12 protein-coding genes are annotated in these 16,203 nt (G+C 72.2%); 3 read left to right on the top strand and 9 right to left on the bottom strand.

The features are described 5' to 3' along the window. Window positions 1-70 precede the first annotated feature (70 nt). Window positions 71-313 carry a hypothetical protein gene (locus ABTZ17_RS02000; RefSeq protein ID WP_352193565.1) on the top strand — a complete coding sequence of 81 codons (243 nt, stop codon included), beginning with the start codon at window positions 71-73 and terminating at the stop codon, window positions 311-313. 60 nt (window positions 314-373) lie between these two features. Here the strand turns inward: ABTZ17_RS02000 and ABTZ17_RS02005 are convergent, their stop codons facing one another. The 4 genes from ABTZ17_RS02005 to ABTZ17_RS02020 all read right to left on the bottom strand — a co-directional run bounded on the left by ABTZ17_RS02005 (window position 374) and on the right by ABTZ17_RS02020 (window position 7,418). Continuing rightward, window positions 374-2,032: a bifunctional aspartate transaminase/aspartate 4-decarboxylase gene (locus ABTZ17_RS02005; RefSeq protein WP_352193566.1), complete on the bottom strand. Its 1,659-nt coding sequence runs from the start codon at window positions 2,030-2,032 to the stop codon at window positions 374-376. A 55-nt stretch (window positions 2,033-2,087) separates the two neighbouring features. Then, entirely contained in the window at window positions 2,088-3,791 is a 1,704-nt protein-coding gene (gene aspT / locus ABTZ17_RS02010) for an aspartate-alanine antiporter (RefSeq protein ID WP_352193567.1), read from the bottom strand. A gap of 17 nt (window positions 3,792-3,808) precedes the next feature. Continuing rightward, window positions 3,809-5,488, bottom strand: coding sequence for an aspartate-alanine antiporter (aspT, locus tag ABTZ17_RS02015; protein ID WP_352193568.1), 1,680 nt, complete (start codon window positions 5,486-5,488; stop codon window positions 3,809-3,811). Between the two features lie 112 nt (window positions 5,489-5,600). After that, on the bottom strand, window positions 5,601-7,418 hold the full coding sequence (locus ABTZ17_RS02020; protein ID WP_352193569.1) for an AMP-dependent synthetase/ligase: 1,818 nt from the start codon (window positions 7,416-7,418) through the stop codon (window positions 5,601-5,603). An 87-nt stretch (window positions 7,419-7,505) separates the two neighbouring features. Here ABTZ17_RS02020 and ABTZ17_RS02025 point away from each other — a divergent pair, with 87 nt between their 5' ends. Next, window positions 7,506-8,246, top strand: coding sequence for a MerR family transcriptional regulator (locus ABTZ17_RS02025; RefSeq protein ID WP_352193570.1), 741 nt, complete (start codon window positions 7,506-7,508; stop codon window positions 8,244-8,246). A 119-nt stretch (window positions 8,247-8,365) separates the two neighbouring features. Here the strand turns inward: ABTZ17_RS02025 and ABTZ17_RS02030 are convergent, their stop codons facing one another. The 5 genes from ABTZ17_RS02030 to ABTZ17_RS02050 form a co-directional block, all read right to left on the bottom strand. After that, window positions 8,366-10,534 (bottom strand): 3-hydroxyacyl-CoA dehydrogenase NAD-binding domain-containing protein, encoded by a 2,169-nt coding sequence (locus ABTZ17_RS02030; protein ID WP_352193571.1) that lies wholly within the window; start codon window positions 10,532-10,534, stop codon window positions 8,366-8,368. Window positions 10,535-10,582: 48 nt separating this feature from the next. After that, window positions 10,583-11,797 carry an acetyl-CoA C-acetyltransferase gene (locus ABTZ17_RS02035; RefSeq protein ID WP_352193572.1) on the bottom strand — a complete coding sequence of 405 codons (1,215 nt, stop codon included), beginning with the start codon at window positions 11,795-11,797 and terminating at the stop codon, window positions 10,583-10,585. A gap of 98 nt (window positions 11,798-11,895) precedes the next feature. Continuing rightward, on the bottom strand, window positions 11,896-13,038 hold the full coding sequence (locus tag ABTZ17_RS02040; RefSeq protein ID WP_352193573.1) for an acyl-CoA dehydrogenase family protein: 1,143 nt from the start codon (window positions 13,036-13,038) through the stop codon (window positions 11,896-11,898). Then, window positions 13,035-14,300 carry a CaiB/BaiF CoA transferase family protein gene (locus tag ABTZ17_RS02045; protein WP_352193574.1) on the bottom strand — a complete coding sequence of 422 codons (1,266 nt, stop codon included), beginning with the start codon at window positions 14,298-14,300 and terminating at the stop codon, window positions 13,035-13,037. The genes ABTZ17_RS02040 and ABTZ17_RS02045 overlap by 4 nt, the downstream gene beginning before the upstream one ends. 187 nt (window positions 14,301-14,487) lie before the next feature. Further along, window positions 14,488-14,871 (bottom strand): MmcQ/YjbR family DNA-binding protein, encoded by a 384-nt coding sequence (locus tag ABTZ17_RS02050; RefSeq protein ID WP_352193575.1) that lies wholly within the window; start codon window positions 14,869-14,871, stop codon window positions 14,488-14,490. Window positions 14,872-14,960: 89 nt separating this feature from the next. Between ABTZ17_RS02050 and ABTZ17_RS02055 the strand changes: the two genes are divergently transcribed. Continuing rightward, window positions 14,961-16,160 (top strand): saccharopine dehydrogenase family protein, encoded by a 1,200-nt coding sequence (locus ABTZ17_RS02055; protein WP_352193576.1) that lies wholly within the window; start codon window positions 14,961-14,963, stop codon window positions 16,158-16,160. Window positions 16,161-16,203 lie beyond the last annotated feature (43 nt).

Here is a 16,203-nt window from a genome sequence, read left to right as displayed (position 1 = left end):
CACACCTTCGCGTCATCCGGGGCGCCGCGCGCGCCCCCGGACCGCCCCGGCCCGCTACTGTGCGCCCGAGATGACCAGCTATTTCGCCGAAGAAGCCCGCTCCCGCGTCGCCCGCCTGTTGCGGATGGCGGCGACCGCCGACGACCGGACCCGCGCCCGCATCGTGGAGTACGCCGCCAGCACCCCGGACCCGCCGCCGTACGGCCCGCACGGGATCCGGACCACCGGGTGCCCGCGCTGCCTGCGCACCATGTGGCAGCAGCGCGACCTGCTGGTGTGCTCGGCCTGCGGCCACATGGAGGACAGCCGGTGACGGAGCGCGGACCCCGCTGACAGACGGCGGGCGGCGGGCGGGCGGGCGGCGGCGGGTCGGTCAGTCCCCGGCCTTCGAGCGCTCCCACTCGGCCGCGTAGTCCTGGAAGATGCTCCGCAGGTGGTGGCCGATCTTGAGGTAGTCGAGGTCGTCGAGGTTGGCCAGGGAGACCCGGACGGACCACTCGGGGCCGTCGAAGCCGCCGCCGTTGAGGAGCACCACCGAGGTCTGTTCGGCCAGCCGGAACAGCGGGTCCACCGGCTCGTAGTTCTTCTCCAGGTACTCCGCGAAGGGCTTGCCGTACACCCGCTCGGCCTCGGCCAGGAGGTCCAGTTCGATGTAGTACGCGGCCCGCTTGTCGTCGTCGGAGATCTTCATCTGGGCGCCCTCCAGGAGGAGGTCCAGACGGCGGTGGCAGATCTCCCGGATGCGGTGCTTGTACGCCTGGCCCTCGTCGAGGAGGTCGAAGAGGGAGAACAGCACCATCATGGTCTGCTGCGGCAGCGACAGACCGGCGGTGTGGTTGAGGGCGACCTCGCGGGAGTCGGCGACCAGCCGGTCGATGAAGCGGATCTTCTCCGGTTCCAGGGTGAGGGTGCCGTACCGCTTGGCCAGCCGGTCCTTCTCCGCCTGCGGGAGCGCCGCGACCATCTCGTCGATGACGTTGTCGTCGTGGAGGCCGATGACGCCCAGCCGCCAGCCGGTGCAGCCGTAGTGCTTGGAGTACGAGTACACCAGCAGCGTGTTGCGGGGGATCTCGGCGGCGAGGGTGCGGAAGCCCTCGACGAAGGTGCCGTACACGTCGTCGGTGACGACGAGCAGGTTCGGGTTGCTGGTGGCGACGATCTCCTTGATCTGGTTCGCCACCCGCTCGCTCATCGCCAGCGAGGGCGGGTTGCTCGGGTTGACGATGCAGACCAGCTTCACGGACGGGTCGGCGAGCTTGGCGACCTCCTCCTCCGGGTAGCGCCACTGCCGCACCCCGGTCTCGGAGAAGAGGCTCGCCTCCACGTTGACCACCTCGAACTCGAAGGTGTCGAGCTCGGGGATCTCGATGTACGGGGTGAACACCGGCACCATCAGGGCGATCTTGTCGCCCTTGTGCAGGATGCCGTTCTTCATCAGCGAGTCGAAGATGTAGCACATCGCCGCGGTGCCGCCCTCGGTGGCGAACAGGCTGAGCCGGTCGTCGGGCACCGGCCGCTTGTCCATCAGCTCGTCGGCGAGGTAGCCGCGGACCACGTGCTCGGCGTGGGTCAGCATGCGGTCGGGGACCGGGTAGTTGTCGCCGGTGATGGAGTCCGCGAGCTCGTGGATGAAGGAGTCCCGGTCGAAGGCGAACCGGTCCAGGGCGTAGGAAACGCAGCGGCCGAGGAGTTCGGCGCCGGGCAGCTCGGGGTGGCGGCGCAGGAAGGCGTCGAAGCGGTCCCCGATGCCCTGCTTCTCGGGCATGCCGCCCAGGTTGTCGGCGGTCCAGACCCGGCGGGACTCGTCCAGGGCGAAGTAGCCCAGGGCGTAGAAGGCCTCGCGGGGGCCGGTGGCGATCCAGTTCGGGTTGCCGCGGCCGGCGTTGAGCATGGCCCGGGTGGTCTTGCCCTTCTGGCCGGGCTTGTCCTCCTGGGCGGCCTTGGCGATCTGGATGAACTTGTCCTTCAGCTCGAAGGGGCTGAGCTGGGCGAAGGACTGGATCTCCTCGCGGCTGAAGCTGGTCTCGGGCACGGTGGGGGTCCTTCGTTCGGAGGGCGCTTGCGGTGCGGGGGCCACGGGGCCGCGGTCAGTGGTTGAGCAGGACGATCACGGCGCCCCAGATGGTCAGGAGCACGTTGGAGATGGCGTACGGGATCGTGTAGCCGAGGGTCGGCACCTGGGAGCGGGACTGTTCGTTGATGGCGCCGATGGCGGCCGTGGTGGTCTGGCCGCCCGCGAGGACGCCCAGCAGGATCGGGAAGCGGATCTTCTGGATGTGGTGGCCGACCAGGAAGCCGACGAGCAGCGGGATCACGGTGGCGATCGCGCCGAAGACCAGGAGTCCCCACCCGGCCGTGGACAGGCCGCTGGTGAAGCTGGGGCCGGCGTTGATGCCGACGACGGCGACGAAGAGGCAGAGCCCGAAGGTGTCCATGAACCACTGGGCGCCCGGGGGGACGTTGCCGTAGGTCGGGTACTTGCCGCGGATCCAGCCGAAGATCAGGCCCATGATGAGGGCGCCGCCCGAGGTGGACAGGGAGATGGGCACGCCGCCCGCGGTGAGCGCCGGGATGCCCAGGCAGCCGCCGAGGAACACGCCGAGTCCGACCCAGATCATGTCGGTGGCGAAGCTGGTGGGGACGGGCTTGCCGATGGCCCGGCCGGCCGGGTCCACCAGCCGCTTGGGGCCGCTGAGGACCACGGTGTCCCCGCGTTCCAGCTGCGTGGACAGCCGGTAGGGGAACTCGCTGCCCGCCCGGTACAGCTTGTCCACGTACACGCCCACCATGAAGTCCTGCTGGCGGAGCTCCGCGATGGTCTGCCCGAGGTGCGCCTTCTCGGAGGCGACCACGTGGAGGGTCTCGGTCTGGTAGCCGAGGAGTTCCACGTCGTCGGTCTCGGCCCCGATGTGGGTCCGGGCGTCGAACTCGACCAGGGAGCCGCGCAGGGCGCTGACGGCGACGACGTCGCCCTCGCGGAGCACGGTCTGCTGGGTGTGTTCGAGCACGGCGCCGTCGCGGCGGACCCGGGTGAGGTAGATCCGGCGGCCGAGGGACTTCTGTTGCTGCTCGAAGTCCTCGATGGTGCGTCCGGCGAGGTCGGGGCGCTGGAGGGTGTAGGCCCGCAGGACCACCTCGTAGTAGCCCTCGTGCAGGTCGGGGTCGTCCTCGGGGGCGTCGAGCTCGCGGGCGAGGGCGGCGCTCTCGGCGGCGATGTCGCGGCGGTAGAGGCGGGGCAGGAAGCTCGCCAGCAGCAGGGCGCAGAGGATGGTGCCGAGCGGGTAGGTGACGGCGTAGCCGACGGCGACCAGGTTCTCCTGTTCCTTGATCTGGTCGGCGCTCAGGCCGGGGAGGTTGCCGATGGCGTCCTGGGCGACACCGATGACGGCGGACTGGGTGAGGGCGCCGCCGAGCAGGCCCGCGCTGAGTCCGGGCCCGTAGCCGAGGAGGACGGCGAAGCCCCAGGAGACCAGCAGGCCGGTGACGCAGACGATGACGGCGTTGACCACCTGCGGCAGGCCGTCCTTCTTCAGTCCGCGGAAGAACTGCGGGCCGACCTTGTAGCCGAGGGCGAAGAGGAACAGCGTGAAGAAGAGGTTCTTCAGGGTGGCGTCGATGGTCACCTTGAACTGCGCGCCCATCAGCAGTCCGGCGATCAGGCAGCCGGTGACGGCGCCGAGGCCGATGGCCTTCCAGCGGAGCTTGCCGAAGAGGAAGCCGATGGCCACGGTCAGGAAGACCAGCAGCTCCGGGTGGGGCTGGAAGATGTTCCGGTTGAGGAAGTCGATCATCTGGGAGCCTTTTCCGTTCAGGCGCCGAGCACGCCGACGAGGATGGGGCCGGTCAGCGGCAGCAGGAAGTTCGACAGGGTGTAGGTGATCGTGTAGCCGAGCATCGGCACGGAGCTCTGCGCGACCTGGGTCACGGAGGTGATCGCGGGGGTGGAGCACTGTTGTCCGGCGATGGCGCCGATCAGCAGCGGTTTCTCGATCTTGAGGAGCTTGCGGCCGACCACCAGGGAGAGGGTGGCCGGTACGAGGACCATGGCGATGCCCGCGAAGGGCAGCAGGGCCCCGTACTCCTTGAGGAGGGGCCAGGCCTGCGGGCCGGAGGTGAGCCCGGTGCAGGCGATGAACACCGCGAGGCCCATGTCCTTGATGGTGGTGGCGGCCTGGGGCGGGAAGGCGCCGAAGGTCTGCTTGCGGGAGCGGAACCAGCCGAAGAGCAGGCCGGAGATGAGGCAGCCGCCGCCGGTGCCGAGGGAGAGCGGGATGTCCCCGAGCCGGATCACGATCTGTCCGATCAGGGAGCCGACCGCGATGCCCAGGCCCAGGTAGATGAAGTCGGTGGCGTCGTTGCGGGCCACCGTGCCGATCTTCGCGACCAGCCGGTTGAGTCCGGCGCGGGCGCCGACCAGGGTGACCACGTCGCCGCGCTGCACCACGGTGTCGGGGTTGGCGGGCAGGTGCTGGTCGTTGCGGAGCACGTCGGTGACGTACACGCCGTTGAGGGTGAACTCGGGGTGTTCGCGGGTCAGGGTGTCCAGGGTCTTGCCCGCCGCGGTCTTGTCGGTGAGCGCGATCTGGCTGGTGGCCAGCGGGGTGTCCAGGCCGGGGATGCCGGAGGTCTCCGGGCCGATGGTGCGGCCGGCCTCGATGGTGTTGGACCGCCGGCCCACGATCAGGACCAGGTCGGACAGGGTGAGTTCGAGGTCGGGCTCCGGCGTCAGCAGTCGGGAGCCGCGTTTGACGGCCTCGACGGTGATCCGGCCGCCGTGGTCCGCCTCCAGCGCGCCGACGGTACGGCCGTCCGCGAGGGTGACCAGGTAGGTGCGGCCCACCAGGGCGGGCAGCGCCTCGCGTTCGTCGCTCTCCAGCCCGGAGCCGCCGCCGCGCATCTTCTCCCACAGTTCGCGGGAGGCGTCGCGGAGGTTGATCCGCATCAGCATCGGCATGATCTGGCTGGTGTAGATCACGATGGTGATCAGGCCGAAGAGGTAGCAGACCGTGTAGGCGGTGGCCACGTGGCCCTGGTAGGTGCTGATCTGGTCGGCGCTGAGCCCGGGGAGCTTGGCGATGGACTCGGAGGCGGTGCCGACCACGGCGGATTCGGTGGCGGCGCCCGCCAGGATGCCGGAGGCGGTGCCCACGTCCAGGTCGAAGGCCTTGGCCAGGCCGTAGGCGATGGCGAGGACGCTGACCAGCTCGATCAGGCAGAGCGTGAAGAAGCGCAGGCTCTTGCGGTTGAGGTTGGCGAAGAACTGCGGTCCCGCCATGTAGCCGAGGGCGAAGATGAACAGCGCGAAGAAGATCGTCTTGACGTCGCCTGAGACCTCGATCTCCGCCCAGGCGCCCAGCAGCAGGGAGACGATCAGCGTGCCGCAGATGCCCCCCAGCGTGATGGGGCCCACGCGCAGCTTCCCGACCAGGTAGCCGGCGGCGAGGCACAGGAACAGGGCCAGTTCTGGATGATCACGGAGGACTCCCACAGGGCCACCCTGATCGGCCCGCCGCCCCGGCGCCGCCCGGGACGGCCGAACGGGTGAGCGGGGACGGGCGGGGCGGGCGGGCCGACATGGGGGCGGCGGTGCGGCGGTGCGCCTACTCGGCGTACATCTCGTCGATGATCCGCGCGTACCGGTCCCGGACCACCCGGCGGCGCAGCTTCAGCGAGGGGGTCAGCTCCCCGGTCTCCGGGCCCCATTCGGAGGCGAGGATGCGGTACTTCTTGATCTGCTCGGTGCGGTTGAGCCGGGCGTTGGCGGCCTCGACGGCGCGGGCCACCTCCTCGTGGATCCGCGGGTGCGCGGCCAGCGCGGCGGTGCCCTCGGCCTCGATGCCGCGGGCGGCGGCCCAGGCGGGGGCCAGCTCCGGGTCGAGGACGAGCAGCCCCACCAGGTAGGAGCGGCCGTCTCCGTGCACCAGGGCCTGGCCGATGAGGGGGTGCTCCTTGACGGTGTTCTCCACCAGGGCGGGCGAGACGTTCTTGCCGGTGGAGGTGACGATCAGTTCCTTCTTGCGGTCGGTGATCCAGAGGAACCCGTCCTCGTCGACGCGGCCCACGTCGCCGGTGGCGAACCAGCCCTCCGGGTCGCAGGCGGGGTCCAGGCTCCCGTCGGGGCGCAGGTAGCCGGCGAAGACGGTGGCGCCGCGGGCCAGGATCTCGCCGTCCTCGGCGATGCGCAGGTCGAGGCCGTCGATGGGGCGGCCGACGGAGCCGAGGCGGAAGGAGTCCGGGCTGTTGACGGTGCAGACCCCGGAGGTCTCGGTCAGCCCCCAGGCGTCCATGATCGTGATCCCCCAGCCGGCCCAGAAGCGGGTGACGTCCACGGGCATCGGCGCGGTGGCGCTGGCCGTCCACACCAGCCGGTCCAGTCCGGCGAGGGAGAGCAGCGGGTCGAGGACCTGTTCCTTGGCGCGGGTGTAGGCGCGGTCGAGGTCGGCGGGGAGTTCCCGGCCGCGCTCGCGGTGCGCGGCCCTCTCCCGGGCCACGGTGTTGGCGGCGGCGATGGCGTCCTGTTGCTCCTGCGGGAGGCGGCCGAGGACGGCCCGTACGGAGGCGGCCAGCTTCTCCCAGACCCGGGGGACGCCGAAGAACTGCACCGGGCGCAGTTCACGGACGGCGGCGGCGACGGTGGTGGGGTCGGCGCAGAGCCGGACGTGCGCGGCCCGCAGCAGCGGCAGGTAGATCCCGAGGATGCGTTCGGCGATGTGGGCGAAGGGCAGGTAGCAGAGGTGCTCGGCGTGTTCGGGGAGGTCGACGTGGCGGTCGAGGCGGACGGCCTGGAGCCAGATGTTGCGGTGGGTGAGGGGCACGCCCTTGGGCTCGCCGGTGGTGCCGGAGGTGTAGACGACGGTCAGCGGGTCCTCGGGGCGGGCCTGGGAGCGGATCCGTTCGAACTCCTCGGGGCGGTAGAGGCGCAGGCCGCTGCTGTAGAGGGAGGAGTACGTGGTGTGACGGCCCGCTTCGGCGGGTTCGGCGACGACGAGGCGTTCGAGGGGGGTGTCCGGGTCGTCAAGGAGGGGTTCCCAGCGGGAGAGTTCGCGGGCCCCTTCGAGGAGGGCGAAGCGGGCCCGGCTGTGGCGGGCGATGTGGGCGATCTGCTCGGGCGCGGAGGTGCCGTACACGGTGACGGGGACGGCGCCGAGGTGGACGAGGGCGAGGTCGCTGAGCCAGTGCTCGGCCCGGTTCCCCATCATGATGAGGACGTGTTCCCCGCGGGTCACGCCGAGGGCGGCGTACCCGGCGGCGAGGACGGCGGTGCGGTGGCGGACCTCGTCCCAGTCCAACGTGGTCCAGTCGGATCCCTCGCGCCAGGACAGGGCGGGGAGCCCGCCGTACTCGGCGGCGTTGCGGGCGAGCAGGTCGGGCAGGGTGAGGGTCTCGGCGGTTCCGGGCAGTCGCAGTTTCGTGGGCATGGGCAGCTCCTGGCCGTTTCACATCGTTGGTGCGACAGCAATACTGTTGAACCTGAAGCGGAGTGATCAGAGAGCGAGGCACAGCCGATGACCCCCGAGGCGCAGGAGCCCGCGCTCACCGTCGACGAGCTCGCCGCGCGGGCCGGTGTCACCGTCCGTACCGTACGGTTCTACAGCACCCGCGGGCTTTTGCCCCCTCCCGTGATCGGCCCCCGCCGGGTGGGGCGGTACGGGCCCGAGCACCTGTCACGGCTGGCGCTGATCGAGGAGCTCCAGACGCAGGGCATGACCCTGTCCGCGATCGAGCGGTACCTGGACGCCCTGCCCGAGGACCTGAGCGCCCACGACCTGGCGATCCACCGCGCCCTGGTGGCCAGTTGGTCCCCGGATCCGGCGCGGGAGATCACGCGGGAGGAGTTGGAGAAGCGGGCGGGCCGGGAGCTGCCGGACGGGGACCTGGAGCGGCTGGCGGCGATGGACGTGGTCCGCCCGGCGGGTGCGGGGTACCGGGTGGACCCGGCGCTGCTGCGGCTGGGCGTGGCCCTGCTGGACGTGCCGATCGCGTACGGGACCGTGCTGGCGGCCCGCCGGGTGCTGCTGGAGCACGCGCGGGGCACGGCGCACGAGTTGACGGCGCTGTTCCGGGACGAGGTGTGGGGGCCGTTCCGTGAGGGCGAGGACGATCCGGAGCGGGTGGAGTCGATGAAGGCGTTGTCGGCGCACATGCAGCCGTTGGTGGTGCAGGCACTGGTGACGGCCTTCCAGCGGTCCCTGCGCGAGGAACTGCGGGCGGCCTTCGCCTCGGAGGACTCCCCCGGCGGGACCTGACGGGTCCCGCGCGGCCCTTCCGTTCCCGGCCCACGCGACGGGGCCGGCCCGACCGGGCCGGTGCGGGCCGCACCCGGTCGGGCCCGCCCGCGCCGGACGCGGCGCGGGCGGCGCCGGGGTCAGTCGGTGAAGCGCTCCCCGCGCTCGGCCTTCTCCACCAGCAGCGCCGGCGGCTCGAAGCGCTCCCCGTAGGCGGCGGCGAGCTCACGGGCCCGGGCCACGAAGCCGGCCGGGCCGCCCTCGTAGCCGTTGACGTACTGGATGACACCGCCGGTCCAGGCGGGGAAGCCGATGCCCATGATGGAGCCGATGTTGGCGTCGGCCACCGAGGTGAGCACGCCCTCCTCGAAGAGGCGGACGGTGTCCAGGGCCTCCGCGAAGAGCATCCGCTCCTTCATGTCCTCGAAGGGGATGTCGGTGCCCGGCGCGGTGAAGTGCTCGCGCAGTCCCGGCCACAGCCGGGTGCGCTTGCCGTCCTCGTACTCGTAGAAGCCGGCCCCGCCGCTGCGGCCGGGACGCCCGAACTCGTCGACCATGCGGTCGATGACCCGGTCCGCGGGGTGCTCGGCCCAGGTGCGGCCCTCGGCCTCGAAGGCCCGGCGGGTCTCGTCCCGGATCTTGCGGGGCAGGGTGAGGGTCAGCTCGTCCATCAGGGAGAGCACCTTGGCGGGGTACCCGGCCTGGGCGGCGGCCTGTTCCACCGAAGCGGGCTCCACGCCCTCGCCGATCATCGCCACGCCCTCGTTGATGAACTGGCCGATCACCCGGGAGGTGAAGAAGCCGCGGGAGTCACCGACCACGATGGGGGTCTTGCGGATCTGCCGGACCAGGTCGAAGGCGCGGGCCAGGGCCTCGTCCCCGGTGTCCCGGCCCTTGATGATCTCGACCAGCGGCATCTTGTCCACCGGGGAGAAGAAGTGCAGTCCGATGAAGTCGGCCGGGCGGGACACCCCTTCGGCGAGCCCGGTGATGGGCAGGGTGGAGGTGTTCGAGCACAGCAGCGCGTCCGGCGCCACCACGTCCTGGATCTCCTGGAACACCTTGTGCTTGAGGGCGGTGTCCTCGAACACCGCCTCGATCACCGCGTCGCAGCCGGCGAGGTCGGCGACCTCCGCGGTCGGGGTGATCAGGGCGAGGAGCGCGTCCCGGGCCGCCTCGGTGGTCCGACCCCGCGACAGGGCCTTCGCCAACAGCTTCTCCGCGTACCCCTTGCCCTTGGCGGCGGCCTCCGCGGTGACGTCCTTCAGGACCACCTCGATGCCGGCCTTCGCGCAGGAGTAGGCGATGCCCGCGCCCATCATCCCGGCGCCGAGCACGGCCACCTTGCGGACCGGCCGCGGGGGCACGCCCTTCGGCCGGGACTGGCCCGAGTTGACCGCCTGCAGGTCGAAGAAGAACGCCTGGATCATGTTCTTGGCGGTCTGCCCGGTGACCAGCTCGGTGAAGTACCGGGCCTCGATGACCAGCGCGGTCTCGAAGTCCACCTGGGAGCCCTCGACCGCCGCCGCGAGGATGTTGCGCGGGGCCGGGTACGGGGCGCCCGCCAGCTGCTTCTTCAGGTTGGCGGGGAAGGCGGGCAGGTTCGCGGCGAACCGCGGGTTGGCCGGGGTGCCGCCGGGGATCCGGTAGCCGGGCACGTCCCAGGGCTGCCGGGACTCGGGGTGGGCGTCGATGAAGGCCCGCGCCTTGGCGAGCATCTCCTCCGGGGTGGCGGCCAGTTCGTGCACGAGGCCGTTCTCCAGGGCCCGCCGCGGGCTGTACTGGGTGCCCTGGAGCAGCACCTTCAGCAGGGCGTCCGCGATGCCCATCAGCCGGACCGTACGGGTGACCCCGCCGCCCGCCGGCAGCAGCCCGAGGGTGACCTCGGGCAGGCCGATCTTGGAGCCGGGGGCGTCGAGGGCCACCCGGTGGTGACAGGCCAGGGCGATCTCGTAACCGCCGCCCAGCGCGGCCCCGTTGATGGCGGCGACCACGGGCACGCCCAGGGTCTCGATGCGGCGCAGGGATGCCTTGATGGCGGTGCCGGTGTCGAAGGCGATCTGCGCGTCCTCCGGCCGCAGCCGGATCATCTCCTTGAGGTCACCGCCCGCGAAGAAGGTCTTCTTGGCGGAGGTGAAGACGATGCCGCGGATGGATTCCTTCTCCGCCTCGGCCCGTTCGGCGACGGCGGCGATGGACGCCTTGAACGCCTGGTTCATGGTGTTGGCGGACTGGGCGGGGTCGTCGAGCACGAGGGTGACGACGCCGGTCTCGTCCTGTTCCCAGCGGATCGTGCCGGTCTCGCTCATGTGACTGCTTCCTCGGATTCCTGGAGGGGTGACTGGGGACAGGAGGGGTCAGACGCGTTCGACGACGGTGGCGATGCCCATGCCGCCGCCCACGCACAGGGTCGCGAGGCCGTAGCGCTTGTCCTGCCGCTCCAGCTCGTCCACCAGGGTGCCGAGGATCATCGCGCCGGTGGCGCCCAGCGGGTGCCCCAGGGCGATGGCCCCGCCGTTGACGTTGATCCGGTCCAGGCCGATGCCCATGTCCGCGGCGAAGCGGAGCACCACCCCGGCGAAGGCCTCGTTGATCTCGATGAGGTCGATGTCGCCGATCTCCAACCCGGCCTTGGCGAGGGCCTTGCGGGTGGCGGGGGCGGGGCCGGTCAGCATGATGGTGGGCTCCGAGCCGGAGACGGCCGCGGAGACGATCCGGGCGCGCGGGCGCAGCCCGTTGCGCTCCCCCGCCTCGCGGGAGCCGATGGCCACCAGCGCCGCGCCGTCCACGATCCCGGAGGAGTTGCCCGCGTGGTGCACGTGGTCGATCTTCTCCACCCAGTGGTACTTCTGCAGGGCCACCGCGTCGAAGCCGCCCAGGTCGCCGATGTCGGCGAAGGAGGGCTTCAGCCGGGCCAGGGAGTCCGCCGTGGTGCCGGGCCTCATGTGCTCGTCGTGGTCGAGGACCACCAGCCCGGAGCGGTCGGTGACGGGCACCACGGAGCGGCCGAACCGGCCCTCCTTCCAGGCCGTCGCCGCCCGCTCCTGCGACAGGGCCGCGTACTCGTCCACGTCCCGGCGGGTGAAGCCGCCCAGGGTCGCGATCAGGTCGGCGCCGATGCCCTGCGGCACGAAGTTCACCGTGTGGTTGGTCATCGGGTCCGCGAACCACGCCCCGCCGTCGGAGGCCATCGGCACCCGCGACATGGACTCCACCCCGCCCGCCAGGACCAGGTCCTCCCAGCCGGAACGGATCTTCGCGGCGGCCATGTTGACGGCCTCCAGACCCGAAGCACAGAAGCGGTTCTCCTGCACCCCTGCCACGGTGTCCGGCAGACCCGCGGCGAGGGCCGCGATCCGGGCGATGTCCGAACCCTGGTCGCCCACCGGGCCGACCACGCCGAGCACGATGTCGTCGATCGTCCCCGGGTCCAGCTCCGGGTTCCGGTCACGCAGGGCCGTGATCAGACCGGTCACCAGGTCGATGGGCTTGGTGCCGTGCAGGGACCCGTTGGCCTTGCCGCGTCCGCGCGGGGTGCGGATCGCGTCGTACACGTACGCTTCGGTGCTCACTGGTAAGCCTTTCGGGGAGGGAGCCGGGGAGGGGAACCGGGGGTCGGGCGGGCGCGACCGCCGGGATGGAGGGCGCCGCGCGGGGGCGGCGCCGGCGGTCAGCCGAGGAGGGACCGGCCGATGATCTCCTTCATGATCTCGGTCGTGCCGCCGTAGATGGTCTGGATGCGGCCGTCGGTGAAGGCCCGCGCGACCCGGTACTCGTTCATGTAGCCGTAGCCGCCGTGCAGCTGGAGGCAGCGGTCGGTGACCCGCTTCTGGAGTTCGGTGGCCCACCACTTGGCCATCGAGGCGTGCACCGCGTCCAGCCCGCCCTCCCCGTGCTCGGTGACGCAACGGTCCAGGAAGGTACGGGTGACGGCGCACTCGGTGGCCATCTCCGCGATCTCGAACCGCACGTGCTGGAGCTTGGCCAGCGGCCGCCCGAACGCCTCGCGGTCCTTCACGTACCCGGTGGTGATCTCCACCAGGTGCTCGGCCGCGGCGATCGCGGAGACCGCGATCGCCAGCCGCTCCTGGGCGAGGTTCGTCATCAGGTGGACGAAGGCGCCGTTCTCCTCGCCGAGGAGGTTCTCCTTCGGCACCCGGACGTCCCGGAAGAACAACTCCGCGGTGTCCTGGGACTTCTGGCCGATCTTGTCGAGGTTGCGGCCCCGCTCGAAGCCCTCCGCCCCCCGCTCCACCACCAGCAGGGACAGCCCGTGCGCCCCGCCCTCCGGGGTGGTCCGGGCCACCACCACGACCAGGTCGGCGAGGATCCCGTTGGAGATGAAGGTCTTGGAACCGTTGAGGAGCCAGTGGTCCCCGCGGTCCTCCGCCGTGGTCCGGATCCCCTGGAGGTCGGAGCCGGCGCCCGGCTCCGTCATCGCGATCGCCGAGATCAGCTCGCCGCTGCAGAATCCGGGCAGCCAGCGGCGCTTCTGCTCCTCGGTGCCGAGGGAGGTCAGGTAGGGGCCGATGATGTCGTTGTGCAGGCCGACCGCGAATCCGGGGGTGCCGGCCCGGACGAACTCCTCGGCCAGCACGACCGCGTACCGGAAGTCCGGGTTCCCTCCGCCGCCGTACTCCTCCGGGACCGCCATGCCCAGCAGCCCCTGCCGTCCGGCGGCGAGCCACGCCTCGCGGCTGACGATGCCCTCCCGCTCCCACTCCTCGTAGTGCGGCAGCACCTCCTTGGACAGGAAGGTGCGGACGGTCCCCCGGAACGCCTCGTGTCCCGCGTCGAAGATCTGCCGCTTCATCGGTCCTCCAGAGTTCGGTGCCGCGGCCCGCCGTCCGGCGCGGGCTCTTCGGTGGGTACGGGGCCCGGGTGCGGGGCGGCCCCGCCGGGCGGGGCGGGTGCGACGGACGGCTCCGCCGCCGCGGGAGCGTCGGTGAGCGCGGGCAGCCCCCAGTCCCGGGCCACCTCGGCGGTGTCGGCCCCGGGCAGGGCCGGGCCGCGGCGCACCGTCGTGGGGGTGGCCGAGAAGCGCGGGGCGGGGGCGGGCTGGACGATGCCGGCGGACTCCGTGAAGGTGCCGCGGGCCGCCAGGTGCGGGTGCCCGGGGGCCTCCCGCAGCGAGAGGACGGGTGCCACGCAGGCGTCCGAGTCCTCGAACACGGCCGTCCACGCGGCGCGGGTCCGGGTCAGGAAGGCGGCCGTGACGGCCTCCCGCAGCTCGCCCCAGCGGGCCAGGTCCTTCCGGGCCGGGGCGAGCTCTCCCAGACCGAGGAGCCGCACGAACTCCTCGTAGAACTGCGGCTCCAGCGCCCCCACCGCCATGAACCCGCCGTCGGCCGTGCCGTACGTGCCGTAGAAGGGACAGCCGCCGTCGAGGAGGTTGGCCCCGCGCCGGTCCTGCCAGCCGCCGGCCGCGAGCATGCCGTGGATCATCGAGGTGAGGTGGGCGGTGCCGTCCACGATGGCGGCGTCCACGGTCTGGCCCTCGCCGGTGGTCCGGGCGTGCTGGAGGGCCGCGAGCACCCCCACCACCAGGTACAGGGAGCCGCCCGCGTAGTCCCCGACCAGGTTCGCGGGGACCGCCGGGGGGCCGTCCGGCGGGCCGATCATGCCCAGGGCCCCGGTCACCGCGATGTAGCCGATGTCGTGGCCCGCGCGCGGGGCGAGGGGGCCCTCCTGGCCCCAGCCGGTCATCCGCCCGTACACCAGGCGGGGATTGCGGGACCGGCACTGCTCCGGGCCCACCCCGAGGCGTTCGGCGACCCCGGGACGGAAGCCCTCGATGAGCACGTCGGCCCGTTCGACGAGGGCGAGCACCCGCTCCGGCCCGTCGGGGGCCTTGAGGTCCACCAGCACCGAGCGCTTGTTCCGGTTGGTGACGTCGTACGCCGGGTTCACCGCCAGGGCGCCGCCGCCCGGCCGGTCCACCCGCACCACGTCGGCCCCCAGGTCGGCCAGGAGCATGGCCGCGAAGGGGCCCGGCCCGATGCCCGCGAGCTCGACCACCCGCACCCCGGCGAGCGGACCGGTCCCGGCGGCGCCGCGGTCCTCTGTCACTGCCATCGAGCCCCCAGGTACCCAGGTATGTGACACAACTGATGTAACACCAGTGATGCTAGGAACGCGTTCCAGTGAGCACAACCCCCGGACGAGCAAGCGCTCAGGCGATTTCCCGCCGCGACCGCCGGACCGTCACCGCCCGCCGCCGAGCGGACCGGGGCCCGCGGGCCGGCGGGGCCGCGGGCCCCTCTCAGCCCCGCCCCGCGTCCCACTCCTTGACCAGGCTCTTCGGCGCGACCGTCCGGTAGCTCTCCTCCACCCACTCGCACAGCACCGCCGCGGAAGGCGCCCCCGCCGGCGCCAGCGGCACCGACACCCAGCCCGAACGGCCCAGCCCGTAACCGGCCGGCTCCGCGCCCGGCATGGTCATCGCGTGCCCGTGCACGTCCTCGTCCTTGAGCTTGACGGTCACCGACAGCGGGCGCTCCCCCGCCACGTCACCCAGGAAGACGAAGATCTTCTTGTTGACCTTGACCACGCGGTCCTCCGGACCCCACGGGAACTCCTGCACCGCCCCTGGCAGCCCCAGGGCGAAGGCCCTCACCCGCTCCCACGTCCGCACGTCCTTCGCCACCGCCGGCCCTCCCTGCTCGCACGCCCGTTTCCCGCTCACGCTAGCCTCGGCCACCACCAACAGCCGTCAGGAGCGGGGATGAAGCCGTCATGAACCCACAGGAGGCGCCCGAGCGGGCGTACGACCTCGTGCTCTTCGGGGCCACCGGATTCGTCGGGGAGCTGACGGCCCGCTACCTCGCCGAGCACGCGCCCGCCGGCTGCCGCTGGGCCGTCGCCGGACGCAGCACCGGCCGGCTGGAACGGCTGCGGGAGTCCCTCACGGAACTGAACCCGGCCCTGGCCGACCTCCCGCTCTTGCGCGCCGACGCCGAGGACCCGGGCTCCCTCCGCGAACTCGCCGCCTCCACCCGGGTCCTGGCCACCACCGTGGGGCCGTACGTCTGGTACGGCTCCGGGCTGGTCGCGGCCTGCGCCGCCGAGGGCACCGACTACCTGGACCTCACCGGGGAGCCGGAGTTCGTGGACCGGACCTACGTGGAGCAGGACGCCCGGGCCCGCGAGACCGGCGCCCGGATCGTTCACGCCTGCGGCTTCGACTCCGTCCCGCACGACCTGGGCGCCTACTTCACGGTGCGGCAGCTCCCCGAGGGCGTACCCCTGCGCGTGGACGCGTTCGTCCGCTCCGACGCCTTCGTCTCCGGAGGCACCCTCTCCTCCGCCCTCACCGTCCTGGCCCGCGGCCCGCAGACCCTGCGCGCGGCCCGGGAGCGGCGGCTGCACGAGCCCCGGCTGTTCGGCCGTCGGGCCCGGGCCCCGCTGGGCGCGCCGCGGTTCAGCCGCGAGACGGGCACCTGGGCGGTCCCGCTGCCCACGCTCGACCCGCGGATCGTGGCCCGGTCGGCCGCCGCCCTGGACCGGTACGGGCCCGACTTCCGCTACCGGCACTACGCCTCGGTGAAGACCCTGCCGGTGCTGCTGGGCGGGACGGTCGCCGTGGGTGCGGCGGCGGCCCTGGCCCAGCTCCCGCCGGCGCGGCGGCGGCTGATGGGACTGATGGAGCCGGGCACCGGTCCGGACGCGGAGCGTCGGGCCCGCAGCTGGTTCACCGTGCGGTTCGTCGGGGAGGGCGGGGGCCGGCGGGTGTTCACGGAGGTCTCGGGCGGGGACCCGGGGTACGGGGAGACGGCCAAGATGCTGGCCGAGGCCGCGCTGTGCCTGGCCCACGACGAACTGCCCGTCACGGCGGGGCAGGTGACCACGGCGGTGGCGATGGGTGATGCCCTCACCGAGCGACTGCGGGCGGCGGGCATCGTCTTCCGGGTGGCGGACGTGCGGGAAACGGGCTGAGGGGGGCGACCGAAGCGGGCGGGCGGGGCATGTGAGGTTGCGG

Origin of the sequence: Streptomyces sp. NPDC097619 (assembly GCF_040302735.1) — a bacterium.
Lineage (GTDB): Bacteria > Actinomycetota > Actinomycetes > Streptomycetales > Streptomycetaceae > Streptomyces.
Note: the sequence above shows the minus strand (reverse complement) of the source record. Positions and strands in the feature narration are given on the sequence as shown.

Bases quoted from the DNA above. Each gene is read 5' to 3' on its own strand.
- ABTZ17_RS02000 (WP_352193565.1), top strand. From the start codon at position 71: ATGACCAGCTATTTCGCCGAAGAAGCCCGCTCCCGCGTCGCCCGCCTG.
- aspT (WP_352193567.1), bottom strand. From the start codon at position 3,791: ATGATCGACTTCCTCAACCGGAACATCTTCCAGCCCCACCCGGAGCTG.
- ABTZ17_RS02020 (WP_352193569.1), bottom strand. From the start codon at position 7,418: ATGCCCACGAAACTGCGACTGCCCGGAACCGCCGAGACCCTCACCCTG.
- ABTZ17_RS02025 (WP_352193570.1), top strand. From the start codon at position 7,506: ATGACCCCCGAGGCGCAGGAGCCCGCGCTCACCGTCGACGAGCTCGCC.
- ABTZ17_RS02030 (WP_352193571.1), bottom strand. From the start codon at position 10,534: ATGAGCGAGACCGGCACGATCCGCTGGGAACAGGACGAGACCGGCGTC.
- ABTZ17_RS02040 (WP_352193573.1), bottom strand. From the start codon at position 13,038: ATGAAGCGGCAGATCTTCGACGCGGGACACGAGGCGTTCCGGGGGACC.
- ABTZ17_RS02045 (WP_352193574.1), bottom strand. From the start codon at position 14,300: ATGGCAGTGACAGAGGACCGCGGCGCCGCCGGGACCGGTCCGCTCGCC.
- ABTZ17_RS02055 (WP_352193576.1), top strand. From the start codon at position 14,961: ATGAACCCACAGGAGGCGCCCGAGCGGGCGTACGACCTCGTGCTCTTC.